The sequence below is a fragment of the Ruegeria arenilitoris genome (assembly GCF_013030985.1).
In the GTDB taxonomy this organism is placed as follows: Bacteria; Pseudomonadota; Alphaproteobacteria; order Rhodobacterales; family Rhodobacteraceae; genus Ruegeria; species Ruegeria arenilitoris_B.
Map to the genome: position 1 here is coordinate 283,002 of NZ_WPYP01000003.1, position 26,443 is coordinate 309,444.

At 54.5% G+C, this 26,443-nt stretch carries 27 protein-coding genes and 1 pseudogene; 11 read left to right on the forward strand and 17 right to left on the reverse strand.

Annotation, left to right across the window (positions count from 1 at the left end; translation table 11 throughout):
• Positions 1 to 14: 14 nt before the first annotated feature.
• Entirely contained in the window at positions 15 to 995 is a 981-nt protein-coding gene (locus GOX88_RS09335) for a Bug family tripartite tricarboxylate transporter substrate binding protein (protein ID WP_170400883.1), read from the reverse strand.
• A gap of 218 nt (positions 996 to 1,213) precedes the next feature.
• On the opposite strand from GOX88_RS09335, the gene GOX88_RS09340 reads away from it, so the two are divergent.
• Together GOX88_RS09340 and GOX88_RS09345 are read left to right on the forward strand one after the other, a co-directional pair.
• The gene (locus GOX88_RS09340; RefSeq protein WP_217354204.1) at positions 1,214 to 2,335 is read left to right on the forward strand and encodes a GntR family transcriptional regulator; all 1,122 of its coding nucleotides are present in this window, start codon (positions 1,214 to 1,216) and stop codon (positions 2,333 to 2,335) included.
• Positions 2,319 to 2,735, forward strand: coding sequence for a methylglyoxal synthase (locus tag GOX88_RS09345; RefSeq protein ID WP_170400884.1), 417 nt, complete (start codon positions 2,319 to 2,321; stop codon positions 2,733 to 2,735). Before GOX88_RS09340 ends, GOX88_RS09345 begins: the two co-directional genes overlap by 17 nt.
• 204 nt (positions 2,736 to 2,939) lie before the next feature.
• On the opposite strand, the gene GOX88_RS09350 is transcribed toward GOX88_RS09345, so the two are convergent.
• Positions 2,940 to 3,491: an ABC transporter permease gene (locus tag GOX88_RS09350; RefSeq protein WP_302478183.1), complete on the reverse strand. Its 552-nt coding sequence runs from the start codon at positions 3,489 to 3,491 to the stop codon at positions 2,940 to 2,942.
• A gap of 16 nt (positions 3,492 to 3,507) precedes the next feature.
• Here GOX88_RS09350 and GOX88_RS09355 point away from each other — a divergent pair.
• A pseudogene (locus GOX88_RS09355) lies at positions 3,508 to 3,801 on the forward strand (ornithine cyclodeaminase); the annotation flags it as partial.
• Between the two features lie 4 nt (positions 3,802 to 3,805).
• Positions 3,806 to 4,966 carry an acetylornithine deacetylase gene (gene argE, locus GOX88_RS09360; RefSeq protein WP_170400885.1) on the forward strand — a complete coding sequence of 387 codons (1,161 nt, stop codon included), beginning with the start codon at positions 3,806 to 3,808 and terminating at the stop codon, positions 4,964 to 4,966.
• Positions 4,967 to 5,153: 187 nt separating this feature from the next.
• Here the strand turns inward: argE and GOX88_RS23425 are convergent, their stop codons facing one another.
• Together GOX88_RS23425 and GOX88_RS09365 are read right to left on the reverse strand one after the other, a co-directional pair.
• On the reverse strand, positions 5,154 to 5,378 hold the full coding sequence (locus GOX88_RS23425) for a GDCCVxC domain-containing (seleno)protein (protein WP_254443309.1): 225 nt from the start codon (positions 5,376 to 5,378) through the stop codon (positions 5,154 to 5,156).
• 75 nt (positions 5,379 to 5,453) lie between these two features.
• Positions 5,454 to 6,098 carry a cation transporter gene (locus GOX88_RS09365; RefSeq protein ID WP_170400886.1) on the reverse strand — a complete coding sequence of 215 codons (645 nt, stop codon included), beginning with the start codon at positions 6,096 to 6,098 and terminating at the stop codon, positions 5,454 to 5,456.
• A 75-nt stretch (positions 6,099 to 6,173) separates the two neighbouring features.
• Here GOX88_RS09365 and GOX88_RS09370 point away from each other — a divergent pair, with 75 nt between their 5' ends.
• A complete protein-coding gene (locus GOX88_RS09370) occupies positions 6,174 to 6,590 on the forward strand; it encodes a MerR family transcriptional regulator (protein WP_170400887.1) in 417 nt (138 codons plus the stop codon).
• Positions 6,591 to 6,959: 369 nt separating this feature from the next.
• Here GOX88_RS09370 and GOX88_RS09375 read toward each other — a convergent pair whose 3' ends face one another.
• The 5 genes from GOX88_RS09375 to GOX88_RS09395 form a co-directional block, all read right to left on the reverse strand.
• On the reverse strand, positions 6,960 to 7,835 hold the full coding sequence (locus GOX88_RS09375; protein WP_170400888.1) for a redoxin domain-containing protein: 876 nt from the start codon (positions 7,833 to 7,835) through the stop codon (positions 6,960 to 6,962).
• Between the two features lie 149 nt (positions 7,836 to 7,984).
• Complete coding sequence (locus GOX88_RS09380) at positions 7,985 to 8,647, reverse strand: peroxiredoxin-like family protein (protein ID WP_170400889.1); 663 nt, start codon at positions 8,645 to 8,647, stop codon at positions 7,985 to 7,987.
• 291 nt (positions 8,648 to 8,938) lie between these two features.
• The gene (locus GOX88_RS09385) at positions 8,939 to 9,598 is read right to left on the reverse strand and encodes an NAD(P)H-dependent oxidoreductase (RefSeq protein ID WP_170400890.1); all 660 of its coding nucleotides are present in this window, start codon (positions 9,596 to 9,598) and stop codon (positions 8,939 to 8,941) included.
• An 82-nt stretch (positions 9,599 to 9,680) separates the two neighbouring features.
• Complete coding sequence (locus tag GOX88_RS09390) at positions 9,681 to 10,244, reverse strand: carboxymuconolactone decarboxylase family protein (protein WP_170400891.1); 564 nt, start codon at positions 10,242 to 10,244, stop codon at positions 9,681 to 9,683.
• A gap of 25 nt (positions 10,245 to 10,269) precedes the next feature.
• A complete protein-coding gene (locus tag GOX88_RS09395; protein WP_170400892.1) occupies positions 10,270 to 11,283 on the reverse strand; it encodes an MBL fold metallo-hydrolase in 1,014 nt (337 codons plus the stop codon).
• Positions 11,284 to 11,336: 53 nt separating this feature from the next.
• Here GOX88_RS09395 and GOX88_RS09400 point away from each other — a divergent pair, with 53 nt between their 5' ends.
• Complete coding sequence (locus GOX88_RS09400; RefSeq protein ID WP_170400893.1) at positions 11,337 to 12,224, forward strand: LysR family transcriptional regulator; 888 nt, start codon at positions 11,337 to 11,339, stop codon at positions 12,222 to 12,224.
• Positions 12,225 to 12,617: 393 nt separating this feature from the next.
• On the opposite strand, the gene GOX88_RS09405 is transcribed toward GOX88_RS09400, so the two are convergent.
• The 6 genes from GOX88_RS09405 to GOX88_RS09430 all read right to left on the reverse strand — a co-directional run bounded on the left by GOX88_RS09405 (position 12,618) and on the right by GOX88_RS09430 (position 19,023).
• Entirely contained in the window at positions 12,618 to 14,018 is a 1,401-nt protein-coding gene (locus tag GOX88_RS09405; protein WP_170400894.1) for a Glu/Leu/Phe/Val family dehydrogenase, read from the reverse strand.
• Positions 14,019 to 14,086: 68 nt separating this feature from the next.
• Positions 14,087 to 15,196: a DUF917 domain-containing protein gene (locus GOX88_RS09410; protein WP_170400895.1), complete on the reverse strand. Its 1,110-nt coding sequence runs from the start codon at positions 15,194 to 15,196 to the stop codon at positions 14,087 to 14,089.
• A gap of 31 nt (positions 15,197 to 15,227) precedes the next feature.
• Positions 15,228 to 16,019, reverse strand: coding sequence for an ABC transporter permease (locus GOX88_RS09415; protein ID WP_170400896.1), 792 nt, complete (start codon positions 16,017 to 16,019; stop codon positions 15,228 to 15,230).
• On the reverse strand, positions 16,016 to 16,861 hold the full coding sequence (locus GOX88_RS09420) for an ABC transporter permease (RefSeq protein ID WP_170400897.1): 846 nt from the start codon (positions 16,859 to 16,861) through the stop codon (positions 16,016 to 16,018). The genes GOX88_RS09415 and GOX88_RS09420 overlap by 4 nt, the downstream gene beginning before the upstream one ends.
• Entirely contained in the window at positions 16,858 to 17,907 is a 1,050-nt protein-coding gene (locus tag GOX88_RS09425; protein ID WP_170400898.1) for an ABC transporter ATP-binding protein, read from the reverse strand. The genes GOX88_RS09420 and GOX88_RS09425 overlap by 4 nt, the downstream gene beginning before the upstream one ends.
• Before the next feature lie 66 nt (positions 17,908 to 17,973).
• On the reverse strand, positions 17,974 to 19,023 hold the full coding sequence (locus GOX88_RS09430) for an ABC transporter substrate-binding protein (RefSeq protein WP_170400899.1): 1,050 nt from the start codon (positions 19,021 to 19,023) through the stop codon (positions 17,974 to 17,976).
• A 190-nt stretch (positions 19,024 to 19,213) separates the two neighbouring features.
• Here GOX88_RS09430 and GOX88_RS09435 point away from each other — a divergent pair, with 190 nt between their 5' ends.
• Positions 19,214 to 20,122, forward strand: a complete 909-nt coding sequence (locus GOX88_RS09435) for a LysR family transcriptional regulator (protein ID WP_170400900.1) — start codon at positions 19,214 to 19,216, stop codon at positions 20,120 to 20,122.
• 455 nt (positions 20,123 to 20,577) lie between these two features.
• Here GOX88_RS09435 and GOX88_RS09440 read toward each other — a convergent pair whose 3' ends face one another.
• Positions 20,578 to 21,942, reverse strand: coding sequence for a tetratricopeptide repeat protein (locus tag GOX88_RS09440; RefSeq protein WP_170400901.1), 1,365 nt, complete (start codon positions 21,940 to 21,942; stop codon positions 20,578 to 20,580).
• A 116-nt stretch (positions 21,943 to 22,058) separates the two neighbouring features.
• On the opposite strand from GOX88_RS09440, the gene GOX88_RS09445 reads away from it, so the two are divergent.
• The 3 genes from GOX88_RS09445 (at position 22,059) to GOX88_RS09455 (ending at position 24,780) form a co-directional block, all read left to right on the forward strand.
• Positions 22,059 to 22,301, forward strand: coding sequence for a hypothetical protein (locus tag GOX88_RS09445; protein ID WP_170400902.1), 243 nt, complete (start codon positions 22,059 to 22,061; stop codon positions 22,299 to 22,301).
• A gap of 35 nt (positions 22,302 to 22,336) precedes the next feature.
• Complete coding sequence (locus GOX88_RS09450) at positions 22,337 to 23,965, forward strand: sulfatase-like hydrolase/transferase (RefSeq protein ID WP_254443310.1); 1,629 nt, start codon at positions 22,337 to 22,339, stop codon at positions 23,963 to 23,965.
• Positions 23,966 to 24,033: 68 nt separating this feature from the next.
• Positions 24,034 to 24,780, forward strand: coding sequence for a hypothetical protein (locus GOX88_RS09455; RefSeq protein ID WP_217354205.1), 747 nt, complete (start codon positions 24,034 to 24,036; stop codon positions 24,778 to 24,780).
• 168 nt (positions 24,781 to 24,948) lie between these two features.
• On the opposite strand, the gene GOX88_RS09460 is transcribed toward GOX88_RS09455, so the two are convergent.
• Positions 24,949 to 25,878, reverse strand: a complete 930-nt coding sequence (locus GOX88_RS09460) for a DMT family transporter (RefSeq protein WP_254443311.1) — start codon at positions 25,876 to 25,878, stop codon at positions 24,949 to 24,951.
• Positions 25,879 to 26,177: 299 nt separating this feature from the next.
• On the opposite strand from GOX88_RS09460, the gene GOX88_RS09465 reads away from it, so the two are divergent.
• Positions 26,178 to 26,435 carry a YjhX family toxin gene (locus tag GOX88_RS09465; protein ID WP_170400906.1) on the forward strand — a complete coding sequence of 86 codons (258 nt, stop codon included), beginning with the start codon at positions 26,178 to 26,180 and terminating at the stop codon, positions 26,433 to 26,435.
• Positions 26,436 to 26,443: the final 8 nt, after the last annotated feature.

Genomic DNA, 26,443 nt, shown 5'->3' on the forward strand with positions numbered 1-26,443 from the left:
AGCCCGGTGTCGCGTTATTGGATGATGCCAATCTCTTTCGAGAGCTTGGTCACATCTGCGATGCTACCAGCTACGAAGTTTTGCATATCGTCACCGAAGTTGTTGAAGGGTGCGATTGCAGCGTCTTCAAGAGTGGCTTGGAAGCCAGGGTCGGCGACCATGGTTTTGATGGCATTCGACCAGAACTCTTTCGCTTCGTCCGAGGCACCTGCGGGCATGTAGAGACCGCGCCAGTTCGCACCAACGACGTCATAACCAAGCTCTTTTGCGGTGGGGATGTCCGGATAGTTGGCCAGACGTTCAGGTGCCATGATGCCGATAATGCGGATATCACCCGATTCCAGGAATCCCAGCATTTCCGAGAAGTCACCCGACAGGGCTTCGGTCGCACCCGAAAGCAGGCCGGTCATGGCTTCGCCGCCGCCGTCAAACGAGACGTATTTCAGCTGCGTGACGTCTTCCATTCCTGCTTCGCGGGCCACCAGCATCGGCTTGATGTGGTCGAAGCTGCCAACCGACGAGCCGCCAGCGATACCGACCGAACGCGGGTCTTCCAGGATCGCGTCCATCATGTCTTTCAGGGTCTGGAAGGGCGAGTCCGCGCGCACAGCAATGGCGCCGTATTCTGCGCCGAAAGTCGCCAGAAAGTGTACGTCATCCTGCGTTGCATCCTCATAGATGCCTTGCGCGATACGTGCGCTGGTCGACATCGACGCTGCAACGATCAGGTTGTCGTCTTCGTTGCGCTCTTTGGTGACATGCGCAAAGGCAACGCCACCGCCGCCGCCCGACATATTGGTGACCTGCATCGAGTCTTCGATGACTCCGAGGTCAAAAAGGTATTTGGCAGTGGTGCGGCAGATGAAGTCCCAGCCGCCACCCGGGTTGGACGGGGCGATACATTGTGGGCTTTCAGCTTTGAACTCAGCGGAAGCAGTGCCCACACCGACCAGCAGGGCAACGGTAGCGAAGGCGCTTGCACGAGTAAGTTTCATGAACACGAGGTGGTCCTCCCATTTTTCGATGTTCGGTAGCGCGAATCTCGCGCCAGTAACAGAGATTGCATATTTGATTGCAAAAAGCCAATTTAAATTTGCTTTTACGGGGTTAAAAATCCAAAGCTGCATTGCTGCATATTAGCCGTGCTGTAGTCGCTTCGCTGAAAAAGCATTGATTAATAACAACTTACTTTTCTCTCCTACAGCACCGGAGCTTGGCTCTTGTTCTACCGGATTGGCAAAAAACCAATTATGGGCACGTGACAGCTGCAGAAAGGTGTGGACCTAAATCCAATTTTTTGGTTTTTATAGCTCATAAAGCCAGAAAACTGGGGCGTTCTGGAAAGGCAAATGCAATCTGGGAAGCACCCCAAATCAACCCATCGGTGATTAGGATGTCGGGAAAAACAAGCGAGCTTTCGAGGAAGATCTCCAACAGGCTTCTACATGACATAGTGTCCGGCTCCCTACATGCGGGAGAGCATGTCAGCGCCCAGCAGGTTGCCGACAGATACGGCGTTTCACGTACTCCGGTGCGCGAAGCTTTGGTTAGCCTTGAAAACCAGAAGGTACTCGTCCGGCAACCAAACCGCGGATATTTTGTTGCAGACAAAATCCCCTCAAAGATAAATTCTACCCTGGCAAACGCGATGCCCGAGGGAAATGAAGACTATCAAACCCTCGCCAACGACTGGCTGACCAACCAGATCCCCGAGGACGTTACTGAACAGTTTTTGCGTCAGCGATATGGCTGGACTAAAACCAAGGTTAACGACCTATTGGCCAGGGCATCCCGGGAAGGATGGGCAGAACGCAAAGAGGGATACGGTTGGCGTTTTTTGCCGGTTGCCAAGACCCCAGAGGCTTTCGATCAGATCTATAGATTTCGAATGGCTATTGAACCCGCCGCTATGCTCGAACCCACGTTCGAGCTCGATCACAAAGTTCTGGATGAACAGCGGCGTATTCAGGAAGGTATGCTGAACATGGACCTGAACTCCGCTCCGGACGAGTCTTTACTGAAGAACGGTTCGCTGTTTCATGAAGAACTGATCAAACTCTCACGCAATCCGTTTTTCCTGATGTCTCTACAGAGGGTTAACCGGATGCGCCGCCTGATGGAGTACAGGGCTGAAGTCAATCGCGAACGCCTGATCGAACAATGCTCTGAGCACCTTGAGATTCTTTCACTTTTGGAACGCGGGAAAGTTGCCGATGCTTCATACCGGATGCGCCAGCACCTGAGCGGTGCCTTGAAACGCAAATCACCGTTGGCTTGGAGCTGGGCGGCGGGCAACCCAAAGGAGACTGAACAAAGCCATGTCACAAGACGCTAGAATTGCGCCCAAAATCCGCTCGATAGCGCTGGTTGCGCATGACCAGATGAAAGATCAGATGATCGATTGGGTGAATTCGCACAAATCCGAACTGGAAGGGATGGACTTGTTCGGCACCGGCACGACTGGAGGGCGTATCGCCAAAGAGATTGGGTTGCCAATCACTTGTTTGAAAAGCGGCCCACTTGGGGGCGATGCCCAGATCGGTGCAATGATTGCCGAGGGACGTTTGGATGCTTTGGTCTTCCTGATCGACCCGCTTTCTGCTTTGCCCCATGATGTTGATGTGAAATCCCTGCTGCGGCTGGCCACGCTGTATAACACCGCGCTGGCCATCAATGCGGCGAGTGCTTCGTTGATGGTGCGCTCGGCAGGCGTTGAAACCGCCGAAACTGGCTAAGGGTATTTTCTCCGCCCAACCTGCTGAACATGAATGCCTCAACGGGGCTTAAGGGTTTATTCAGGTCTATAAAGTCAATGCCGGTTTTGTCCGCACCGCGTGAGTTCAGCCAGTCGCTGATTTTACGCTTGCAGCGAACGGCAGGTTCGACGGGCCGCGCCGCAGCATCGGTTAGCATAGCTCAATGACCAGTTTGGGCCGTCTTCAACCCAACCGTTTCTTGAATCTTAGAGTGGCCGCCAACAATCCGAATGCAGCAAATCCGATCATCCAGAGAATTCCCCAACGCAACTCGTATAGCGACGCGTCACGCAGGACGACGCCCCGGATCATATCCATGAAATGAGTTGCAGGCAGGACTTGCGCGATGATCTGGACCGGTTGCGGCATGCCGTCGAAAGGAAACATGAAGCCGGACATCAGGATAGATGGCAGCAGAATGAAAATGGTCATCTGCATGGATTGAAGCTGGTTCTGGGCGAGGGTGGAAATCACCAGCCCAAGGGACAGGCTGGCTATGATGAACAGCAGCGTCACCACTAGCAGCGTACCCAGCCCTCCGTTGATGGGGACATCAAACAAAACATGCCCTAGGCCGAGGATGATTGCGACCTGTATCAGACCCAGAAAGATGTAGGGGATGATCTTGCCAACCATCAGCTCAATCGACTTGACCGGGGTGTTGATCAGCATCTCCATATTGCCCCGTTCCCGTTCGCGTACGATAGCGGCCGAGGTGAAAAGGATCATCGTCATGGTCAGGATGACCCCTATCTTCGTGGAATATCCACCGCAAACCCGAGTCGAGGGCGAGATTCAGCAGTTGGACACAGATCACCCGGTGACCGAGCTGTGGCAGGTGATCAGCGGACAGCATGAAGGTCGCCGGGACGCGCGCCAGATCACCCTCTTCGACAGTGTTGGTTTCGCGATTGAGGATTTCTCGGCCCTTCGCTACATACACCGTGCAATTGAGGGCACTGCGTTTTTCGACAATCTCGACTTGCTGGCTGACCCGGACGATCCACGCGATCTGTTTGGCATGCTGATCAGGGCAAGGACCTGACCTCATGGAACTGACCGCGCGCCAGATCCTTGATCGTCTCGTCGCCTTTCCCACGGTGAGCAGCGAGAGCAACCTAGCGTTGGTGGATTTCGTTGAGGCCTACCTGCTGTCGCACGGAGTGAAACCTGTGCGCGTGCCGTCCCCGTGTGGAACCAAGGCGTCGATCTATGCCCATATCGGCCCCGAGGTGGACGGCGGCACGATGCTGTCCGGTCACACGGATGTTGTTCCTGTCGAAGGGCAGGACTGGACCAGCGACCCTTTCACTGTGACAGAACGGAACGGCAGACTTTACGGTCGCGGCACCTGCGACATGAAGGGTTACGTCGCCCTGGCGCTGGCAGCGGTACCGTTGGCGCAGAGGCACCCGCTGAAACGCCCGATCCAAATCGCACTCAGCTATGACGAAGAGGTTGGTATGACCGGCGCGCCACCAATGATCGAGCACATGCTGTCAAGTGGACTGCCCAAAGCAGGTGCGGTGATCGTGGGGGAACCTTCGACGATGCAAGTGGTTTCCGGCCACAAAGGAGGCTTTGGCTATATCGTCGATGTCCGCGGGCACGAGGTGCATTCCTCGATCATGCACGAAGGGGTCAGCGCGGTGATGATGGCGGCGGAGCTGGTCAGCTGGGCCAATCGTGTGAACGCCGAGAATGCCGCCCGCAAACGCACCCCGCGCGATGCGGATTTCGTACCGCCCTATACGACCGTCCACGTCGGCACTATCAAAGGCGGAACCGCCCACAACATCACCGCCCGCGATTGCCGGTTCGAGATCGATTTCCGCGTTCTGCCCGGTGAGGATCAATGCCAGTGGGAAGCCCGTTTCGAGGCCGAGGTAGCTCGGTTGCAGACGCAAATGAAGGCTGTGCATCCGGACGCCGGGATTGACTTGTTTCAGGATTTCAATGCACCCGGGCTGGCTCCTGAACCGTGCGGACCCGCCGAAGCATTGGCCCGCCGTCTGACCGGCGACAACGCCCCGCGGGTGGTGAGCTATGCCACCGAAGGCGGACTGTTCCAGCGGCAGGGCTATTCCACGGTCATCTGCGGACCCGGCGACATTGCACAGGCGCATCAACCGGACGAGTATCTTCTATTGGATCAGTTTCAGGAAGGGTGGCGGTTCATGGAAAGCTTCGTTCGGGACAGCTGTTTGTGATTGTCAAAATGCCTCTTTAGTTTTGAGAAATACTCTTGAAAGCAGACTATCCTTTGTTGACCGATGTACGTCTTCAATGGGCCGTCCTTGATTGTGCAGATTGCTTTCCACGGGGCAGATACTGCGCTGCATCCGATGTCCGGAATGAGCCCAAACCTACGTGTTTCTGTGTAGGGGCGAACGTCAGCTATGCGCAGCAGGACTTACCTTCCTGTATCGGCGGGCATGGCACAGTGGCGTAGGAGCAATAGACGCAGCAGTCCCCTTCGAGGGGTTTCAGAACCGTGTGGCAAGAGGTGCATTCATAGAACCACTGACACGCATCCGTGGGCATCGTCTCTTTTGCGACATGCCCGCATTCCGGACAGGTGATTGCTGATTGAAGAACTACTTCGTTGGTCTTCGTTGCCATAGCCCATACCCCTTTAGAGTGAGAAACTCTGCAAGAATAGCCCCGACCTAAAATGTGCACACCGCACAGCTAATGTCAGCTTGTCCGGGCTGTTCCATGATCATGCGCAGCATCCTCACGCCGTTCCTCAAGTGCCTGTCGAATAATCTGGAACGAAGACGACAGGAATAGACTCGCCATAATCGCTGCCACAATGAGGTCAGGCCAACCCGTCGCCGTGCCCCAGACGCCCAACGCGGCAATCATCACAGCCACGTTGCCGATGGCGTCGTTCCGCGAGCAAAGCCAAACCGATCTCACGTTTGCGTCTCCATCCTTGTAGCTGACAAGCAGGAACACGCTCGCAAGATTTGTTGCGAGAGCCAATGCACCGATGATCCCCATGATTTCAGCCTCAGGTACACCTACGTAGAACACGCGATAGACGGTGGAACTAAAAACCCACGTTCCCATCAGGAAGAGGCTGATCCCCTTAGCCAAAGCTGCATTCGTTCGAGCGCGGATAGACGCACCGATCACGGCGAGGGAAATACCATAGGTCAGTGCGTCACCAAGGAAGTCCAGCGCGTCGGCCTGAAGTGCCTGAGACTTCGCATAGTGTCCGGCGGTCATCTCGACCACGAACATCGTCGCATTCAATGCGATCACGATCCAAAGTCGGCGTTTGTATTCGTTCGACATCCCGTCGAATTTCACGTCGCTACCGCAGCATCCCGCCATCTTGAAACCTCTTCAGAATCGCCTCGGTTCTAATGTAGTGTCTCTAGTGACTAGAGGTTCAAGAGGTTTATTCGCATGTTCTCAATTGGCGAGCTTTCGAAACGGACGAAGGTCAAAGTGCCCACCATCCGCTATTACGAAGAAATGGGCCTTCTGGCAGCACCAGAACGTACGGCAGGCAACCAAAGGCGCTACACAAATGAGGGCCTGGAACGTCTGAGTTTCATTCGTCATGCGCGCGATCTTGGCTTCTCTATCGGAGCGATTTCTTCACTGATCGAGTTACAAAACCATCCAGACCGGTCGTGCGAAGCCGCCACCAAGATCGCCGAAGGCCAGTTGTCCGAAGTGCGAGCGAAGATAAGGCGCCTCAAGGCGCTGGAGAATGAACTGAAGCGTATCGCACAGGGATGCGACGGTCGTGGGATAGCAGAAGACTGTTACGTCTTGGCTTCGCTTGCGGACCATGACCTGTGTGGTCGAGATCACTGACGCTCACAAGTAGACATCTGTTCAATAGTTTTGGATGGCGGCTTCGTCCGCCCCACAGACCTTTAACCGCCTCCATATCTCGCTTGTGCGGCGAATGGCCGGTTTGGTGAAGCTGCATTGCGGCGAGGCAGGGCGTGATCAATGGCCGGAATGGGCCGCAAGTGCCAAGAACCAGATCGATGTCCTTTGAGACAGCGCGGCATGTCCCAGGTCGGAAGTAAGCCCGATCTGTTTGATGCTCCTTGGTGAGTAATGTTCCTTTTCCCGCGTAGCAATTCTGGTCGGAAAGATGCGGCTTACCGGCTGCCAACAAAAAAAGTGCCGCGAACACGGGTCCACGGCACCGAGTCATAGTCGAATTTTGGGTTTTCAAGCTGCGTTAGGGCTGACGTTGTCCCCGACCCCAAACACGTGGAGGAACGTGTCAGGGTGCGGGCGGATGCGGTAGTTATCCGTCTCATCGCCAAACAGGACCTGACCGGTTTCATCCAGCGCGATGACTGTCGCCATCACGGTGTCTACCGGGTAGCCGGGCATCCCAGACGGCGCTCCGCCCATGTCTTCGATCCCGAGTGCTTTGGCAGCGCGAAGGTCTACGTCTTTCAGAATCTCGAAGTTTGAAGGCAGGTCCAGTGTCCTGGTCAATTTCATTGAATGATCGATACCCTGGTTGGAGATGAATTTCACCTTCACGCCAGCCTTGTCGAGTTGGTCGGCCTTAGCGCGGATTTCTTTGAGTTGATTCATGCAGAAGGGGCACCAGTTGGCGCGGAAGAACACCACAAGCGTTTTGTCGCCGATAAATGACGCTGAGGATGTTGACGTTTCATCCAACCGATGCAGAGGCAATTCAGGCAAAGTCTGACCGCGCACAATCGCGGCACTTTTCTTGCGCCCATAGTTGGAAAAAATGCGGATGTACCACTGCATTGTCAGCGCGCCGAACAGAGCAAGCCCAAGTGCAACATACTCGCTTGCGGAGGACGGGCCGACGTGGACGTACAATTGAAAGATGACCCACGCAACGGCTGCCAGATTGATCAGTTGGATCAGGGGCAGATTATTTGAGGTTCGTGCGATGCTGAAGGCCTGGCTGAGTACAATCAGAAAAAAAGGCATAGTGAAGGTAGCGAAGAACGTGCCGATCCAGATCGGATCATAGCTCGACAGCCAGAACATTACGGCAGAGCCAAGCCCGGACAAGAGGTTCAGCATGATGTATGGGAGGATAAGTTTACCCTTCATTGGTCAAGTCCTTTCGGTTTCAACGTTTGATCATCAAGCCGAGACCTCTGATGGTCCGACGGGGAGGATGGTCGCAGAAATGCTTGATGATTGCAGGGATGTGCACCCCGAGGGATCAAATCGTGATTCGCTCGGGGTACATCGAGCGGTTAGGCGGCTGCGGAAGCGGCCAGATTGTCCAGAACAGGGAAAAGGTCTGCTGGCTCGGGGCGGCGAGTGTAATCCGGGTTCACCTCCGCGTAGGCAATCGTGCCATCGGTATCGATGACATAACGCGCCGGCATCGGCAGGTTCCACTGACCGTCACTATGGGTGCGAGGCAGTTCGACGCCGAAGCCCTGGTGGAATGGAATGACATAGTCTTGTAGCGACCACCGGATGCCGAATTTCGCGGCCAGTTCACCGTTTTGGTCGGTGAGGATCGGGAAGCTCAGGTTGTTGTCTTTCTGCGACTTGCGGCTGTCGGCAGCACCTTGCATGGAAATGGCAACCAGTGTTGCACCTTTCTCGCGGATATCAGCCGAAACTTCCTCAAGCGCCTGTAGCTCGATATTGCAATAGGGGCACCAAACTCCTCGATAGAAAGTCAGAACTACCGGGCCTTTAGCCAGGAGATCCTTCAGTGCAACTTCATTGCGGTCCGCGTCGGTCAGAACAAAGTCAGGAGCCGTGTCGCCCGCTTTCAGTGCACGCTCGGCCTGACCGCTGTCGATTAGTTCCTGAGTCGACCGCGCAAAAGTGTCAAATGCACCTTCGGGGGCCATGGTTTTGAATTGGGCTTTGAAGCCGTCGAGTTTGTCTTGCAGGGTCATGTGATTTTCCAATTCGTTGCTTGTGTTCGCTGGCTTGGCAGGAACCATTTCTTGCCGCCTGTCAGAAATATGGTCAGTTGGGAGAGCAGCGGTAGACGGCTATTTGGCGTAATGGTTATTCGATTTACGAATGCTTGATCGAACCAAAGCTGGTACCTTAAGAAACGCGATTAGGCAGTGCTCCAGTGGAACACCGCCTATGTCAATTATCCGAATCTCTGTTGATCCAGGTGCCTAAACGACTGCCATTAGGAACGCAGGAGGCCTCGTCCCCCCTGTCGATTAGAGTTTCTAAACAAATTCTATTACCTCGGAGGCCGCGCGACGAGCACGAGAATAGGATGCGAAGGGATCACTTTTATCCCGGTATCCGAAGGCGATAGCGGCGGTTGTTGTAAAGTCGCTTCCTGCTAATCCAAGGGTCTGGTCGAATTTCTCTGGGTTGACGCCTTCCATGGGACAGGCATCGACTTTCAGCATCGCCGCGGTGGTTAGTGCGCATCCCAGCGCAACATAGACCTGCCGGGCGTTCCAAACATCCTGATCGGCAGCGGGCCTACCGGCAGCACTTTGAGTCAACATATTCTTGAAGGGTTGCAGCTCCTCCGCTGACACCCCGCGCGCCTCTTTTACTGTCTGGACATGTTGTTCCACATGTTGAGCCGTCGTTACCCTGCGCCGCGCAAGAACAACCAGCATAGAACTGTCTTCAATTTTTGATTTATTGGCCGGGACAGCCTCGCCAAGCTTACTGCGGGTGGCATTGTCATCAACCACCAAAAATTTCCATGGCTGCAATCCGTAGGAAGACGGCGATAGCCTCAAGGCCGTCAGCAAGGCTGCTCTGTCAGCATCGGCAAGCTGCTTGTTCCTGTCAAAGGCCTTAGTCGCGTAGCGCCAGTTCATAGCCGATACAATTGTGTCTGCTGATATCGTGTACTCTTGGTTCATCACATTGCCTCTATTCAATTGCCCACGCGCCCCATCTCCTTCAGGCACGAGGGAACCTGCAGTAAAAACTGCTGTATCTTCGTTATTCGGCGGCCATGTCAGGAGCCCATGCTGCGGGTTGGAATGCTGCATCCACCGGTGGTTGAACAATATGCGTCGTGTAGTTGGAAAGAACCTTAAGTGCTGTGCCGGCAATCACTTCAAGAACGGTCTGCTTTGTGTAGCCAGCCGCAATTAGGGCATCGACCTGCTCTTCGCTGGCCCAGCCGCGGGTTTCATTGATGATCTCGGCAAAGCTGCGAAGGGCTTCCAGCTTCGGGTCGTCAATCGGAGTGCCGCTACGCAAGGCTGCGATCACACCGTCATCCACACCTGCCATCTTCGCAACAGTTGTGTGCGCGGCCATGCAGTAAGTGCACCCGTTCAGGCGGTTGTTGGTCATTAGGATGATCTCGCGCTCGGTTGGCGTAAGATCGGTTGTGTCGAAAATACCCATCATGGTCATGTAGCTTTCAACCATAACCGGGGCTTCGGCCATCGTCGCCATCAGGTTTGGAACGAAACCCAGCTTGCCGTTGATGGCCTGCAGGATCGGCTTGGACCCGTCAGGAGCGCTTTCAATTGTATGTTGTGAATACTTAGCCATTGGTTTTCCTTTCACGACGTGCAGATCAGAGGGGGACGAAGCGATAGCCTTCGCCTTCGCGATTGACGCGGCCAAGGCCGGGTTTAGAGACATGGGCGGCGCCCATGATCAGCCCGTCGGTTGCGATCATGTCGAGTAGGGCTTTCCGCGAGGCCACGGCCAGCCCGCCATCGACGTCAAGCGCCCATCCATAGTCAGGGTTTGCGAAATGGACGTCTTCATGCACCGTAAGATCACCAACCACGATGAATTGCTCGCTGCCGCCGTCCAAAACGATCGCAGTGTGTCCCGGTGTATGTCCCGGTGCAGGTATGACACTCACTCCTTCGCCGAGATCTGCCGCGCCATTGTGTAAAATGACATTGCTTTCCACGGTTTTCGAAAGCGATTGCACTGCCGCAATCATCGGCCGAAGGGCCTCTGGTCCGGTTGTGGCAAAATCACAGGCATTCCAGAATTTCCATTCGGCGGCGGCAATGTGTATGCGTGCATTCGGGAATGCAGCCTGGCCATTGACGGCAAGACCGCCGACGTGATCCGGATGCATATGCGTGATGACGACGTCGGTAACGTCGCTGGGTGCTATCCCAGCGGCATTCAGATCATCGGGCAGTTTACTCGCAGTGGGGAAAGCCCGGGTTATGGAGTCGCTTGTGCCCGCCCCCGCATCGAACATGAATGTCCGCTCCCCTGCGCGATGGGCGTAAGTGTTTGCAGCAATCCGGGTAGGGTTGCCAAGTTGCGCGCGCAGGCCTTCAGGTGTGCCAAGGAACATGTCTGAAGGCATGTCAAAATGCCCATCCGACAGGGCAATCACCTGTCTTTCACCAACAGAAAAACCTGTGGCTGCGGTGGATCGAGTGGCCAGTGCAACAACCGTACCGGCAAGCGCGCTGCCGATTAGCTGGCGCCTGGTAAATTGAAACTTGGTCATATCTGCGCCCTTTCGGTTAATCCTGCGGTTCGGGAGCATATGAACCTCCCGACTGGTGGCGGTTTGTACGGTGGTTTCGCTCCAATGACTTACAATGTTGCTCATAGAAGAAATGAACGGTAGCCTTCGAAAACACCTAACTGTTATTCGAGATTCAAATGGCAGATAACTTCTCTACGCTACGTCTGTTTGCGCGTGTTGCGCGAACCGGGAGCTTTACGGCAGCGGGAAAAGAGGTCGGCCTGTCGCAACCTTCCGTGTCTCGCATCATCTCCAATCTGGAAAAAGACCTGGGGGTGTTGTTGTTTGCGCGCAGCACCCATGCCCTGAGGCCAACCGAAGCCGGAGAGGAGTATCTGACAAGGATAGAACCCATCATTGCGGATATCGAAGAGGCAAACCATTTCGTTCGCGGAACGGGAGAACTGCGCGGAAAATTGAGGATCGGGGCAGCAACCAGCTTTGCGCAACGGGAAATCATCCCGGTTTTGCCTGCGTTTCTGGCGCAACATCCCAAGCTCAAAGTCGACCTTGTTCTCACGGATTCCCGACAAGACCTGATCGATGAGGCGATCGACGTGGCTATTCGTTACGGACCGCTTGATGATTCAACCATGGTGGCTCGAAAACTTGGCGATCCACCGCGAATAATCGCAGCCTCTCCAGCGTATTTGGCGCGAGCCGGGCACCCAAAACAGCCGGCGGACCTGGTAGACCATCAGATTATTCTTGGGCCTTCAAGCCGAGCTAAGGCCGGATGGAGTTTCGAAAAAGACGGCAAGGTCCAGTCCATACGCGTGGATGGTCGGGTGATGATTACTGTCAACGAGGGCACAACCGTTGCTGCTCTGGCCGGTATGGGGGTCGTGAACACAGCGCTTTGGGGGTGCAGGGCAGAAATTGAGAATGGGTCGTTGGTGAGACTTCTTCCCGATTGGGATCTTGGTACGATTGAAGTGCATGCTCTTCTATCGGGAGGGAAACGAACAAAGCCTTCTGCACGGGCCTTCACGAAACACTTACAGCAAGCTCTTTCGAACGCATAACCGTCTATGTCGAGAGTTAATAAGCGCGTTAGCAGTTCGTCGGCCAAGTTAGAAAACAATCTTTCCGATATGTAGACAACGCCCTTGTTTGAACAAAACTGAGGGCGTTTGCGCCTGGTTGCCTATATGGATCACAATTTTATCAGCCATTGCTTCGGCTCGTATTCGAACTCGAGTCAATCGGTCCAGTGACTACGACATTGGCAGGAGATGCGCCCAGCAGATGATCGGAAGTATCGAGCCTGGGCGAGAAGTCCGCCAATTGATCGATCAGCATCTCAATTGATCGAGCATTTCACAACGAGTAAGCCAGCTTGATCCGGTGTGAGTGAACTAATCCGACCACATTTAGGGCGCGTCTCGCACACTCGATCTGATGCCAGTGGTGATTTGCTATAAACCGATTGCCCGATAATACTCGGATATTCTTTTAATAGTCACGGCATAAGCTGCAGTTCGCAGCGACACGTTCCCAATGCTTTCCTTGCAGTTCATTATGTCGTCAAACGCCTGCACCATTATTTCCTCGAGCCCTGATCGCACGACATCGATTTCGCGCGCATCCCGGGATATTTGTGAGCGTTGTGGTTCACAGAGAGGCCTTCCGGCTAACTCTTCCAACGCGGAAAGCACGGCTGTGCCTGCGCGGATGTTCTGGCGACGATCCATCAGGCCAAACGGCAGGTGGGTTATATTTTTGACCCATTCGAAATAGCTGACAACCACGCCGCCAGCGTTAACGTAGAGGTCAGGCAATACGACGATACCGCGTCGCGACAGGCAGTCTTCGGCTTCGGCTGTGACAGGCCCGTTCGCAGCTTCTACGATCAGGCTGTAATTTACCTGATCGCAGTTTTCCGTTGTAATTGCGTTTTCCTTGGCGGCCGGGATCAGGATGTCTGCAGGCAAATGCGTCAACCCAACAGCGCTTGGCACGGTCACAGCGCCCGGGAAACCTCCCACTGAACCGGTTTTACCCCGAAACGCAGCCACGTCCTCGACCGGCAGCCCGTCTTCATTGAAGATCGCCTTGTCATGCTCAACAATGCCAATGATCCTGCACCCGTCTTGCGACAAAAATTTAGCGGCGTGATATCCCACGTTGCCAAAGCCCTGCACCACTACAGTCAACCCTTTGGAGCTTTTTTGCCCGGCTATTGGGACGGTCTTGGGGTGGGCGAGGTAGGCGTTTAGGGCATATTGCAAACCACGCCCCGTAGCTTCGACTCGGCCCTCTATCCCGCCTCTGGCGACCGGTTTGCCGGTCACACAGGCGCTGTGGTTCATCGCATCGGACGATCCGATTCGGCGATATTCATCAGCCATCCAAGCCATTTCACGTTCTCCCGTACCCATGTCCGGGGCGGGCACATTGAGGCCTGGGTGAATCAGGTCTCGCAACGCCAATTCCTGCGTAAATCGACGGGTTATTTTCTCAAGCTCATCTTCCGTCCAATCAGCGGGGTTGATCCGCAGCGCCCCCTTGGAACCACCAAAGGGCACATTGACCAACGCACATTTCAGGCTCATCAGTGAAGCAAGCGCCTCAACCTCATCCTGATCGGAATCAGGCGCATAACGAATACCGCCCTTTACAGGTTCGATATGTTCGCTGTGAACCGAGCGCCATCCTTCGAAACTGTGGATGCGGCCGCGGAGTTTCACACCAAAACGGACGGAGTAGGTTGAGTTACATTGAGCAATCCGTTCAGCCAACCCTTCTGGCAGATCGACATGAGTGATCGCGGTATCAATGAATGTGTTTACGCTGGTCAGGAACGATTGGTCGGTCATGGTCTTGTTCCGGTAAAAGGTTCGTCTTTGGTTTGTTTACGGATATGCGCGGATCAACTCGGCGTGGATTATTTCAGCGCTGCAACGGCCGGCTGGTAAGGCTGATCGAGCCCGATATAGGCAGGGCCAAATGCCTCGAGCCCCTTGGTTGAGGTAAACGGTTCCGGTGCGGGCAGAACGACAACTGCCACCGATTGGTCGCGGTAATAGTTTGGGTTGGTGACGGGTTCTCCGGTTTCAGTGTCGATCAAACAAATCAGGTCCGGTATGGTGGCGTGGACCTCGTCGTTCAGACGCCCGATCATGTTTTCGTTCTTAAGCCAGATCCGGTAGGTGTCGCCCTCAAAGTCACGGGACCCGGAGATGCGGATATTGCCGTAGGTAAACCCATCCTTGGTTTCCCAGTCACAGGTGCTGACGGTGCCACGGAATGCCACAAAGCCCGCACCCACCGAGGCGATGGTCTCGGCGATATCGTCGTCTTGCGCTCGGGCCTCGCGCCATTTTTGACCCATATTCAACGCCAGTGAGATCGCGCCGGGGATGACTGCGCCGCGGACCTCACTGATTTCAAGCGCGTGATCGATCGCGGCAATGCTGTTGCGGCTGACTTTGGACAGGGCGCGGACGATGTGCTCGGCCCGGGCATCGTCGAGGACGTTTTCGCAGATGACAGCCTCGCCAAACTCATTAGCCATGACGATCGGCGCAGCGGGCAAGCCATTGAGGTAATAGGTCGAATGCGTGATCTCGGGTACGGCACGCCCGGCGGGATCGGCGTCGATGATATAGGCCCCCGCCATTGCTGCGGCATAAAATGCGGTTGCTGTGTTCGATCCGCCAAGCTCGCAGGAAATCGTGCCGTAGAAACTGCGCCCCAGATAGTCCTGAAACCGTTGATAGGCGGCCAGAATGGCGTGTTCGGTGCTACGGGGCAGGCGTTCGTACAGTCGCTCTTCCTCTTTTGGCAGCGCCGATATCGCGCCCAGAATGTAAGGGGTGCAGACCAGCGCGTCCTCCGGTGCCTCGTCCAGATCGACCATGATGAATTCTTTGCCCAGGGCCAGCGCGTCGTCGATCATTGCGAGACCTTCTGACAATTCACCGCCGCCGCCGGTGCCAAGGATGGCCGCGCCATAGAGAATGTCTTCCAAATCCTGTCGGGACAGCTTTTTCATTGTTCAGATCCTGATTGGTTTCGGGCACGGCTTAGTCGCGTGAAGCTCCGAGAAGTTTGAGAAGGTCGGTGATAGTCGACAACAGCAGAAGCACCGTGATGGTTAGCAGGGCAAAGCCCATCGCCGCAGATGCGACAACCGGCGTGTAGCCATAACGGACGTTGTTGAAGATGCGGATGGGCAAGGTCTCAACGGCGAAACCCGAAACCATATAAGAGATGAGGTATTCGTTAACACTGATGATCGCGACCAGTGCGTAGCCGGTGATGACATAGGGTAGAACCAGCGGGAAGATGACCTTGGTGAATGTCTGCAACGGCGTGGCGCCCATAGTGCGCGAGGCTTCGATCACGTCGTCGGAAAGCGCTGCGAAACCGCGCGCAATGATCACAAGCGGCAGCGTGACAAAGAAAACACCATGTGAAATCACTGTCGCCTCGGCCCGGCCATACCAGCCCATCTCGGCCCAGAACACGCTGGCTCCCATGGCGATGATGATTGGCGGCAGCATGAACGGCCCGACGCCGATGGCAAAGATCAGGCGGCCAAATCCCGACTTTAGCCGCCAAAGCACGTAATTCGCGGCCAATGCGATACTGACGGCCAGCAAGGCGGCAAAGGCGGCGATGACCAGCGAGTTTCGGATCGGGATCAGCCAGTCGCGCTGCGTCAGCAGTTCCGTGTACCAACGAGCTGATAATTGCTGTGGTGGAAAGGCAATGTTACTTTCGGCGCTGATCGACACCCCGGCGACGATCAGGAAGGGCAGGATCAGCCCGGTGGCGATTGCGGTGATGAACAGACGTTTGAGCAATCGAGTCAAGTCTGTACCCTCCCTCTGCGCGAACCCAGCAACAGGCCGCAGATGATGATCAAGGTGAACGCCAACATGATTACCGAAAGCGCTGCGCCCAATGGCATGTTGGCGTCGCCGACAGCCTTGTCAGTGATGATAACCGTCATGTTCCAGTCCTGAGGGCGACCCAGCATGGTCGGCATCACGAACACGCCGAGGAAATAGACGAACATGGTCACGACCGACGAGATGATGGCTGGCAGGAAGTTTGGCAGCACCACCTTGGAAAACACCCGCGCCGGAGGTGTGCCAAGGGTCAGCGCGGCCTCTTCGATGCTGCGGTCACGCTGTGCCATTTGAGGGAAGAACATTAGCGCGACGAGCGAAAAGCCCAGCGTGACGAACCCTGTCAGCATAGCCCCAAAGCTTGGCGACAACGAATCCGGGTCTTCCCATAAGCCAATCCAGCCAAGGAATTTCGGGATGCCCGAGCTTTCTGAGAATAGGATCAGCCAGGCAAAGCCGATGATCACCTCGCTCAGACACATCAGCGATAGCAACAAGATGACCCAGAACAGTTGCCAGCGCCGGGACATATCGACGATGATGTACATCGCTGGGAAGGCCAGTAGCACGACAACAACCGCCCCCAGAGACGCCGACCACAATGAGCGTAGGGAGACTGTGTAATAAAAGGACGAGAAGAATTTGGCGTAATTGTCCCAAACGAAGGCGACATTATAAAAGCCCAGCGGGTCACGTTCGTAAAAACTGACCACGACCATAAAAGCCAGCGGTGCCAGAAAGAAAAAAGACATCATTCCCAACGGGAACAGTCCAATCAGATGAGGGATGACCGCGCGTTTCATGACGGGATAACCCAGGCATGGTCGAGGTCGAAGCTAATGCCGGCCTTGTCGCCCACCGCGAATTCCGGGGCACGGTCCGAGACCTGCGTGTGTACAAATGTACGTTCTCCGACCTTCAGTTCGGTCTCGATGGACGCGCCCAGCAGGCGTACGAAATTGACTGTCCCGATCAGATCACCGGTGTCTTCGTTTGCCGGTGCGAGCCGCAAGTATTCAGGTCGCACGGCGATAGTGTGTTTCCCCGAGAGTTTGGCCATATCGCCTGACGGCGTCCCCAGGTTGGCACCGTCCAGCATGGTCGCCTGACCGGGGGTGAACTCAGATGTGAAGATGTTGTTGGTGCCCATGAAATCTGCCACGAACCGCGTGCTGGGGTGGGCGTAAACCTCGGTAGGTGTCCCGGCCTGCTCGATCCGACCTTCGTTCAGGATGACGATGCGGTCGGCAATCGACATTGCCTCATGCTGATCGTGGGTGACGAAGATGGTCGTCACACCCAACTGGCGTTGTAACTTCTTAACCTCGATCTGCAGATGTTCCCGCAGCCCCGCATCCAGGGCGCTGAAAGGTTCGTCCATCAGAAACAGTTTAGGCTCAATCGCCAGGGCACGGGCAATCGCTACCCGTTGCCGCTGACCTCCCGAAAGTGCGGAAACCGGACGGTCGAACAGCCCGGATAATCCGACCACTTCCAGCAACTTGCGGGCACGATCCTGCCGTTTGTCCTTGTGTACACCGCGCACTTCCAGCCCATAGGCGATGTTCTGACCGACATTGAGGTGGGGGAACAGCGCCAGGCTCTGAAATACCATGCCGACATTGCGCTGATGGCAATTCACGGTCGAAAAGTCCTGATCGTCCAGCAACATCTCGCCCGAGGTTTTAGTCTCCAGCCCGGCTATAATCCGCAGCAGGGTGGTTTTCCCGCAGCCCGAGCCGCCCAGAAGACAAATGAATTCACCTGAGGCGATTTCCAGATTCACATCTTTTAATGCTTGGAATGTGCCAAAGGACTTCTGAATGTTGGAAAGTGCGAGTTGTGCCATTGAAACGGTGCTTTCTGGTTGCCGGGCCAACGAAGACGCGCCGACCCGGCCGGGGAATAACCAAGGTTATTGCGAGATCATCTCGAGATATTTGTCGGACAGCCAGTCGCCTTCCCGCAAATGGATGTGGGTCTGCGGCCGAATTGGTGTGTCTACGCTGCTGACAGCGGAAAACTCCTCATCCGTGAGGTCCATAGTCTCGCGTTGTGCCACCGGGGCAACGCCCAGTTTGCGCGCCAGTTGCGCCTGAACATCCGGGCGGATCATGTAGTTGATGAATTTCTGCGCCGCCTCGACGTTTTCCGAGTCACGCGGAACGATCCAGTAGGCATCGCCCAGTATTCCGCCTTCTTTTGGGAATGTTGAAACCACCGGCAGGCCGTTAGCCGCAGACAGCATAGTGACGTCGTGATAGTATAACCCGCCGGTCAACTCGCCCGCTTCGAGGTTCTGCTGAAACTGACCTTCGTCGCGGTACCAAAGCTGTACCTTCGGCTTAAGTTCGGCGATCTTCGCGATGACCTGTTCCAAGCCTTCGCGAGTTTCCATCACCTCGTATCCGCCAAAGAAAGTCAGTGCGGTGGCTTCCATCAGACCGCTGTTCGCATTTGAGGTCAGGCCGAGCTTGCCATCCCAGTCGCGAGTCCACAGGTCGGCCCAAGTTTCGGGCGCGTCTGGAATTGCCTCGGAGTTGGTGACAAGCGTCGTGTACCAGGACAGCGCCCCAACCGCCCGAAGCGTGTCATCGTCGTCGATTTTTGTGAATCCATCGAGAAGCGTAGCGGTGTTCGGAATTTCACTTCCATCCAGTTTGGCCCATAGGCCGATGGACTGGCCACGCAGGAAAACTTCGTCGGCGACGAGAGACAGATCGGAGGGGGCTGTTTTGGCGCGCGCCGCGTTGGTCAATTGCGTCATCCACGCCTGATCTGCAGGTTGCGCGATCGAGCGTACGGTGATGCCGGTTTCGTCGGTAAACGCTGGATAGATTTCAGCTTTCAGCGTTTCCTCGAAAAACCCGCCCCATGCACTGACTGTGATTTCTTCGGCGGCAACAGCCAATCCTGACACGGTCAGAAAACCAGCGGCGACGATGTTTGATTTGCGCAGTTTCATTGCGATGCTCCCTGAAATCTTGGACAGGCGCCGCTTTAGAGGTGCTCTTGATCGGTGCGTCCGGTATTTTTCAGATGGTAGTCACGTCAAAACTGCGGAACCATACAGAACTGTTGATACATGTATAACCCAATCGACATGTTTCCTGTTTTTTGCTTTGAATCCATGTGGATCATGCGTGAGGGATGAGATGAGACTGACTGATATCGATCTGCGCCTGTTGCGTGTGTTCAAGGCCGTTGCCGAAGCAGGCGGCTTTGTGAAGGCACAGGACGAGCTTGGAATCAGTCAACCGGCGATCAGCTCGCATATTGCGAACCTTGAGCATCGGCTGAATGTACGCCTGTGCAATCGAGGTCGAAAGGGGTTTTCGCTGACCCCGCAGGGCGAACAGGTGTTTCGTGAGACCAATCAACTACTTGCTCATCTTGATAGCTATGCAGCACGCCTGAACGAAATCGGACATGAAGCTGAGGCATTACTGCGCGTCGGCGTAGTTGATTGTCTTTTGACCGACTGCCAAAACCCGCTTACCGACGCAATCAGCGAAGCTAATGCGAAATTCCAGGGGCTGACTGTTAGGATTGGTGTTTACGACTATCTCGATTGCCTGACCGAGTTGCGCGCGGGGCGCCTCGATATCGCTTTGGTCGGCGTGGCAAAGGACGCCCGCCTTCCTGCAGATGTCGAGACCAGGCACCTCTATGATGAACCAAGTGGCCTGTTTTGCAGCCGCGATCATCCCTGTAGCAAGATCACCGATCCGGAGGCACTGGCCAAATGTGTACGCGCCACCGAGATTTCGGCCCATAGTTTCCTGCAAAACCCAATTGATGAAGCTCTGGATATTCATCTGTTCGAGGAAAATTCTGAGATTTCACAAAGCAATATCGAGTCAACAACCTATCTGACACTGGCAGGCACCCACATAGGCCTGATACCGGTCCACTATGCCAAAATCTGGACTGATACCGGAGTCCTGATCGAGCTGGCGCCTGATACTTACCGAATTGTTTCTGCGATTCATGAGCTTAGGCTTAGATCACAGACACATAGCCCAATTGCGACTTGGGTCTGGGACAGGCTGGCCGTGGAATAGGGTTACCAGTGTTAGCTTATTGATGGCCTAAGTTCTCATTCGACAATCCTACACGCTATGGATTATCGAGTTTCAAACGTGGCGGCAATTAGCACTAACAGAACTATGGCCGACTACCCCTTCAGACCGCTTCAAAGGTTTATGCCATCCATCGGTATAACTTCCGATGAATTCGGTCATGCCATGCTTGATTCAGCGATGCGTGATCCTCGTCATTCTTCGGTCCTCGAAAATGGGGAAATGCGTGCATTGCTTGAATGTGGTCGCAGCGGAGCCTCAGTATAAATCACGCTTGGCAGCGCTTCGAGCCATTCAATGTTGAATGGACGTTCATAAACGACCGCTTCCGAGAAGCCGCGATGCAGCAAGCTGTATCTGCTTGGACGGTAGCTAAGGGCCGATGGCTACTGTGGCCAGTTCGAACTGGAATGGCCTCGGTAGCCCAGACACGAACTTCATTCGTTAACTTTTGGTTTCCAATTGGCTTGTTTCATAGCGTCACCAAGTTCCACCCCGTATTCTGGATTCGCAAATAGTCTCTGAAACAAAATATCCACCCTACTGTCAGGCCATTCACGCGAGAGTTTATCCGACAAGGCTTGAGCTTTACTTTCGTTCCCCAGCATCTGATGAGCTGCCATCAGATAGGCAACAGACACAGGACCGACGGGGCCGCCCTTTTCGGTCACCTGCTCAAAGGCGGAAACGGCACCTTCGAAATCCTTCAGATGGAACTTTGCAGACCCCATCGCGTTCTGAAACACATAACCCCGGTCCAAATCGATTTTCGACAGTGCATCTTCGCTGATCGCCACGACTTTTTCGAACTCACCTGAATACAACAGGATCAGTGACACGAACTCCAACACATGTACGTCGTTTGGTGCCAAACGCTGCGCTCTGTACGCAAATTCCAAAGCTTCAGGCCAGTTTCCTTTAGTAAATTCAACCCAGGCTTTTGCAGATTGGCTCCACCCCGTTTCGGGTGCCAATTCAATCGCCCTGCTGGCCCGTGTGTCCGCGTAACGCAGCATATCCCCGGTCGGATCAGCGTTCGGTGTCACCAGCGCTAATGTTGCTGCAACCTGCGCGGCCCCTGCATGGCCTCCGAAATAGCTGTCGTCGTTTTCGATTGCCCCCTGGAATATTGTCAAGGCTCCCTTTAACCGCGCGGGCTCCAAGGCCGGAAATATCAAATCGCGGCCCGAGTTGGCCAGGTTCACGGCCTGAAGCCGCATAGGGGATGCATCAAATATGGCGCTGCGCTCAGCTTGGCTCAGGTTATCGACTGGCAGGCTGACTGGAACCCTACGATTTGTCGAAATTAACGCAATTGCCGCAGAAACAAAGATAATAAGGAAAACCCCTGCAATCCCAATGAATCGGTGTGACCAAGTATACGTCTTGGTTTCCCTCTCGGGTATTTCGGGCTGATCCGTCCCGGGCGACCTAATCGATATCTCAGGTGCGTATCCGCCTTTGGGCAGATCGAAAACAGTGCCTTCATCGCAACCATCTTCGGCATAGTATTCGGCCAGCTTGCGACGCAGGCGACCTGCGTCCACTCGCACCACGTTTTCACGGCGCGCCATCTCAGAAACGGTCCCGCCGTATACATCCATGGCAATTGTTTTGGCGCGAATGTCGTCGGCCCTGCCGTTGAGCGATTCCTCCACAACATAGACGAGAAAGTCCTGCAACCGCTGTGAACCTGCGAAAGTAGAGGACCTGACAAGCCGCCGAAGTGCGGCCCGCACATCCTTGGCGTCAGGCGTTCTGCCATCACTAATAATAGTCGATGTGCTTTTGGATAATTCCATTTTTTCAGCAAGTTACATCTCTGATTATACCGTATTATGCCCCGATAAACCTTTTGTGAGAAGTGAATTCGGCGAACACTCCCCTAAACCTGCTGATCCATCGAACGAGCTCCGAAATGAAAGGTATCGTCCTTGATACCCTGTTTCCTGACCAACAAGCCGCAATTGCGGACTTACGGCGTGAAGACATTATTTTCGATGAAATTTGCCGGGACTATCTGCTTCTCAGTGACGAGTACCTTGCCTTGAACACTGAGTCCGGAAGCCAATCGCTCAATATTGCCTGCGACATCCGCGAAACCCTGGATGGTCTTCGGGATGAAATTGCTCAATCGCTGAGGCGTGCTGGAAAGATGTAATTCAAATAGGGGAAGGGATACCGATGAGATCAATATTGAAACAAGCCTCAGCCATGGTGCTGATGGCAAGCGCAAGCTTTGCACAGGATGCGCCGATAATTCATGATGGAGAGTTTGAGTTTCTACGCGCACAGTTTGGCGAGCAATGGGACGCTCAAGACACGGAGATTGAACAGAAGCTTTCCGAGATCCGCGACGCCAATGGCGGCAAACCACCCAATATCCTCTACATTTTGATCGACGATGTTAGCTTTGGTCAGATGGGCAACCGGACGATGAATTACGTCACCGGTTTCGATACGCCAAACATCAACGATTTCGCCGCGGAAGGCATGTCTTTGATGCGGATGTACACTGAGCCATCCTGTACGCCGACACGAACGGCGATGCTGACCGGTCGTCACCCCGTGCGTGCGGGCGTTGAAGAGGTCAAGGTTGCCCTTGTTGGCGAAGGTCTTGCGTCCGAAGAGGTAACGATTGCCGAAATTCTGAAGGAAGAAGGGTACAATACTGCGCATGTTGGAAAATGGCATCAGGGCGATATTGAACAGGCCTACCCACACAATCAGGGATTCGACTGGGCGGCCTTTCCCTTGCATCAGCAAGTTCAGCTCAGCTTGATGACACGTGATGCGATGGTTGCCAACAACATGCTTGGTTTCCATGCGTCGGGTCAGTCTAACCAGTTCCAGTTAGATGAGCGGTTCAAACCCTACGGTCTGGTAACTGGCGTCGAAGGTGAAGCTGGTGGTCTTGCCCGCGAAGTCGATATGGCACCGGGCGAGGAATGGACGCAGGCGAAATACGAAGAAATGAACCTGCGCTATCAGCGTCAGGCATTGGAACAGCTGGAGAAGCTGGCTTCGCAGGACGACCCGTTTTTCATGCAATACTGGCCGCTTTATCCGCTAAACTTTGCCTATCCTGATGAGGCTGTCTCCCGCAATGGTGGCTTCCATGCCGACAAATTACAGGTTCTAGACGGCTGGATCGGCGAAGTTCTGGCCAAGCTCGATGAAACTGGCAAGGCGGACAGCACCGTCGTCATGATCATGGCCGACAATGGCTTGATGTATCACTACGAGGGGACATCAGGTCTGAACCAGCTGATTTATCGCGGCGGCAAGACCCAGCACCTGGAAGGCGGCGTGCGTACAGATGCATTTATCCGGTGGCCCGGAGTAATCGAGCCGGGAAGCGCAGCTGGTGATATCGTGCATGTCTCGGATCTGTTCACCACCTTTGCCCGAATCGCAGGTGCGACCGACCGCATTCCACGCGACCGTGTCATCGATGGCATCGACCAGTCGGCACTATTGCTTGAGGGAGAAGGCAATTCGCGCCGCGACTATGTATATGTGTATGAAGGGCCGGTTTTGCGCTCGATCGTGAAGCAAGAGTTCAAGATGCATCTGCCAGCCCCCGGTCAGCCAGGCGCTGCGGCACCTGTCTTCAATGTCTATCGCGATCCCCGTGAAGAACATCCGCTTGTCGGGTATTCGCTGTGGTCCGGGGCGTCTTTCCAGGACATGTTGAAGCGCCACCAGAAGTCCATCGAAAAGCACCCTCACAAACCGCTCGGCAAGGGTGTCCCCTATGAGGGAATTGAAAATCTCAGGCCCGAAAGCGAATTGGCCCGAGAAGTCTTTTCTAGTTGGCAATGACAAACTTGAGACGGCGGTGCCGAGACACCGCCGTCTAACTGGTCGCGTGAATTTTTCCATGGTGTACTATGACCCGCATCTCTCTTCATCTGGCAGTCTTGACCTCGGCATTGCTCGTGATGGCTTCTACCACCGAAGCCGAGGAAAACGCGTCAAATCCGCTAGCGGCGGTTAACAACACGGACATTCGCTATCAGTATTTCGATCTGGAAGGGGGGGCAGACCGTCAGGACATGTTCATCGATGGTGCATACATGCTGCGCCCCGATCTGAAGCTAAAATACGAGCTACATTACAATTCGACGAATGCGACCGGAGAGAGGTTCAATGGGTTCGAAAAGACCAGCTTCAAGCTGATCTACTTCCCTTCCCAAAACCCCTTGAATGACACATGGACCGTCAAATCTGCGCTTGGTTTGGAGTGGATACTTGATTTCGGCGACCCCGATGAAGGCATTGGCACCGGGTCTGATCAAATCGCTCCGTTCGGAGGTTTCGCCTTTGCAAACACAAACAGTGGGCTGACACTGATCCCTCTGATCCAGCATTTCGCATCTTACAATGGACCGACCGATGTCAGCCAAACCGCGATGCGCCTAATTGCACTTCAGCCATTTGGTGAGGGGTATTGGGTCAAAGCAGATATTAAAGCGCCTTATGATTGGGAGAATGACGCCTGGCCCGCGACCGCAGAATTCCAGGTTGGTAAAAACCTCAGCCCCGGAGTTGCCCTTTATGCAGATGTGCTGATCGGGATTGGTGCGGATCGACCCTATGACCAAGGTGCCGGATTCGGTCTTAGGTTCAATTATTAAGTCACAATTTCCTAAAGGAAGCAGTCATGCTCCATACCGCATCACACAGCGCCATGGTGCGTGCGACAATCCATTCTCCAAAAAAGACCCGACGCTTGGTCGGGTCAGTTGGTGACAACGGGGATCGTCACTCCTAAATGTGTGGTCAGAGGTATTCCCAGATGCGCCTCAATCAGCTTGTTGAGGGCTTTTGAAGAAGCGGGAAAAAAGTCGACCGTCAGTTACGGCAAAGCCCAAAGCAATGATAGCAAACCCAGTCCACGCGTTCGGCTCCATCCGCTCACCAAGGAACGTGACACCAAGACCGATAGCGAACGGTGGGATCAGCAGCGTAACCAAAAGAAGATTGGCGGCTCCGGCGCGCGCAAGGATCGCGAAATAAAGTACATAGGCCAGCGCTGTTGATAGAGCGGCCATCCCAATAAGCGCTGCCCATACACCAGCAGACAGAGCGAAGCTTGGGGGGCCATCCATCACAAAAACAATGGGGATCATAAGCACTGTGCTGCCGATCAGCATACCAAGTGCATTCACAAGTGGTGGTTGGCCTGAAAGAGTAGTTCTGCCCCAGACACCGGCAAAAGCATAAGAGAGCGTCGCGCCAAGGATAGCCAGCTGTGCCAGATTGCTCGGATTAAACTCAGTTAATGCGCTTGGCCCCATAATGAAGGCCACCCCTAAAATACCCAGGGCAGCACCTGCTATTTTCTTAGGAGTCAACGGCTCATCCTTCAGAAGCACGCCAGCCACGACCGCTGCAAACATTGCTGTTGTTGCATTTAGGATTGAGGCCAGCCCGCTATCGATTTGCGTTTGCCCCCAGAAGATCAGCGAAAATGGGATGGCATTGTTGAGCGCCCCCATCACGAGATAAGCGCTCCAAACCCGGGGGGTGCGTGGAACACTCAATCCTTTGAACATGACGATTAGCGCAAGAATTGGGACTGCCCAGATCACCCTATGCAGCGTTATTGTCAGTGGTGGCACTTCGGTCAGTGCAACCTCGCCGAAGAAGAACGACCCGCCCCAAACAGCAGCAAGCAGAAGCAGCATGACGCTGGCTCTCAAATCCATTGCTGGCATGGGTTGGTTTGTCATGTCTTCTGGTTCCGTCACTAACTATCACCTAACGGATTAGCTGACGTGCCCCCGACACCGCGACCCGTTTCTTGCGGAAAGCGGTCACCTGCAATTTAGTTGACGTTTCTTAATTCGAATATTAACTACGCAACACGCTTGAGGTGAGTCGCCTCTTGCAATGGAGATTTTATGAAAGAGACCCGGGCCTAACGCCCGTTCCCAGCGAAGCAAATTCGGGAACACCAACATTGATAGGCACACTCACGCGCGACGCTGAGTGTCCTGTTTCTGTACTTTCGTAAAATCGAGACATCCCAATGAACATCTCAAAGCACGAGCAACGTGTTTTGCATGAACTCGCCTTAGGTGGCGAGATAAAATACGCGCGCGCCGACAATGGTAAGGTGCAGTCCGTCGAATGTTACACTCGTGACGGCTTTGTCTTCTCTGCCTGCACGATGGACGTATTCAAACGCCTTAAAAACAAGCGCTTCATCAAATCAAAAAATGGCCGCCCCTATCGGATCACCCATTTAGGGAACCAGTCCGTTCGCGCGCAAATGAACCAACGATAATCCAATCA

Coding starts and splice junctions, on each gene's coding strand:
- GOX88_RS09385 (WP_170400890.1), bottom strand. CDS start 9,598: ATGAACCAAGAGTACACGATATCAGCAGACACAATTGTATCGGCTATG.
- GOX88_RS09335 (WP_170400883.1), bottom strand. CDS start 995: ATGAAACTTACTCGTGCAAGCGCCTTCGCTACCGTTGCCCTGCTGGTC.
- GOX88_RS09380 (WP_170400889.1), bottom strand. CDS start 8,647: ATGACCCTGCAAGACAAACTCGACGGCTTCAAAGCCCAATTCAAAACC.
- GOX88_RS09430 (WP_170400899.1), bottom strand. CDS start 19,023: ATGAAACTGCGCAAATCAAACATCGTCGCCGCTGGTTTTCTGACCGTG.
- GOX88_RS09370 (WP_170400887.1), top strand. CDS start 6,174: ATGTTCTCAATTGGCGAGCTTTCGAAACGGACGAAGGTCAAAGTGCCC.
- GOX88_RS23425 (WP_254443309.1), bottom strand. CDS start 5,378: ATGGCAACGAAGACCAACGAAGTAGTTCTTCAATCAGCAATCACCTGT.
- GOX88_RS09390 (WP_170400891.1), bottom strand. CDS start 10,244: ATGGCTAAGTATTCACAACATACAATTGAAAGCGCTCCTGACGGGTCC.
- GOX88_RS09400 (WP_170400893.1), top strand. CDS start 11,337: ATGGCAGATAACTTCTCTACGCTACGTCTGTTTGCGCGTGTTGCGCGA.
- GOX88_RS09445 (WP_170400902.1), top strand. CDS start 22,059: ATGAAAGGTATCGTCCTTGATACCCTGTTTCCTGACCAACAAGCCGCA.
- GOX88_RS09395 (WP_170400892.1), bottom strand. CDS start 11,283: ATGAGCAACATTGTAAGTCATTGGAGCGAAACCACCGTACAAACCGCC.
- GOX88_RS09345 (WP_170400884.1), top strand. CDS start 2,319: ATGTCACAAGACGCTAGAATTGCGCCCAAAATCCGCTCGATAGCGCTG.
- GOX88_RS09460 (WP_254443311.1), bottom strand. CDS start 25,878: ATGACAAACCAACCCATGCCAGCAATGGATTTGAGAGCCAGCGTCATG.
- GOX88_RS09365 (WP_170400886.1), bottom strand. CDS start 6,098: ATGGCGGGATGCTGCGGTAGCGACGTGAAATTCGACGGGATGTCGAAC.
- GOX88_RS09425 (WP_170400898.1), bottom strand. CDS start 17,907: ATGGCACAACTCGCACTTTCCAACATTCAGAAGTCCTTTGGCACATTC.
- GOX88_RS09455 (WP_217354205.1), top strand. CDS start 24,034: ATGACCCGCATCTCTCTTCATCTGGCAGTCTTGACCTCGGCATTGCTC.
- GOX88_RS09465 (WP_170400906.1), top strand. CDS start 26,178: ATGAACATCTCAAAGCACGAGCAACGTGTTTTGCATGAACTCGCCTTA.
- GOX88_RS09350 (WP_302478183.1), bottom strand. CDS start 3,491: ATGACGATGATCCTTTTCACCTCGGCCGCTATCGTACGCGAACGGGAA.
- GOX88_RS09410 (WP_170400895.1), bottom strand. CDS start 15,196: ATGAAAAAGCTGTCCCGACAGGATTTGGAAGACATTCTCTATGGCGCG.
- argE (WP_170400885.1), top strand. CDS start 3,806: ATGGAACTGACCGCGCGCCAGATCCTTGATCGTCTCGTCGCCTTTCCC.
- GOX88_RS09405 (WP_170400894.1), bottom strand. CDS start 14,018: ATGACCGACCAATCGTTCCTGACCAGCGTAAACACATTCATTGATACC.
- GOX88_RS09435 (WP_170400900.1), top strand. CDS start 19,214: ATGAGACTGACTGATATCGATCTGCGCCTGTTGCGTGTGTTCAAGGCC.
- GOX88_RS09375 (WP_170400888.1), bottom strand. CDS start 7,835: ATGAAGGGTAAACTTATCCTCCCATACATCATGCTGAACCTCTTGTCC.
- GOX88_RS09420 (WP_170400897.1), bottom strand. CDS start 16,861: ATGAAACGCGCGGTCATCCCTCATCTGATTGGACTGTTCCCGTTGGGA.
- GOX88_RS09440 (WP_170400901.1), bottom strand. CDS start 21,942: ATGGAATTATCCAAAAGCACATCGACTATTATTAGTGATGGCAGAACG.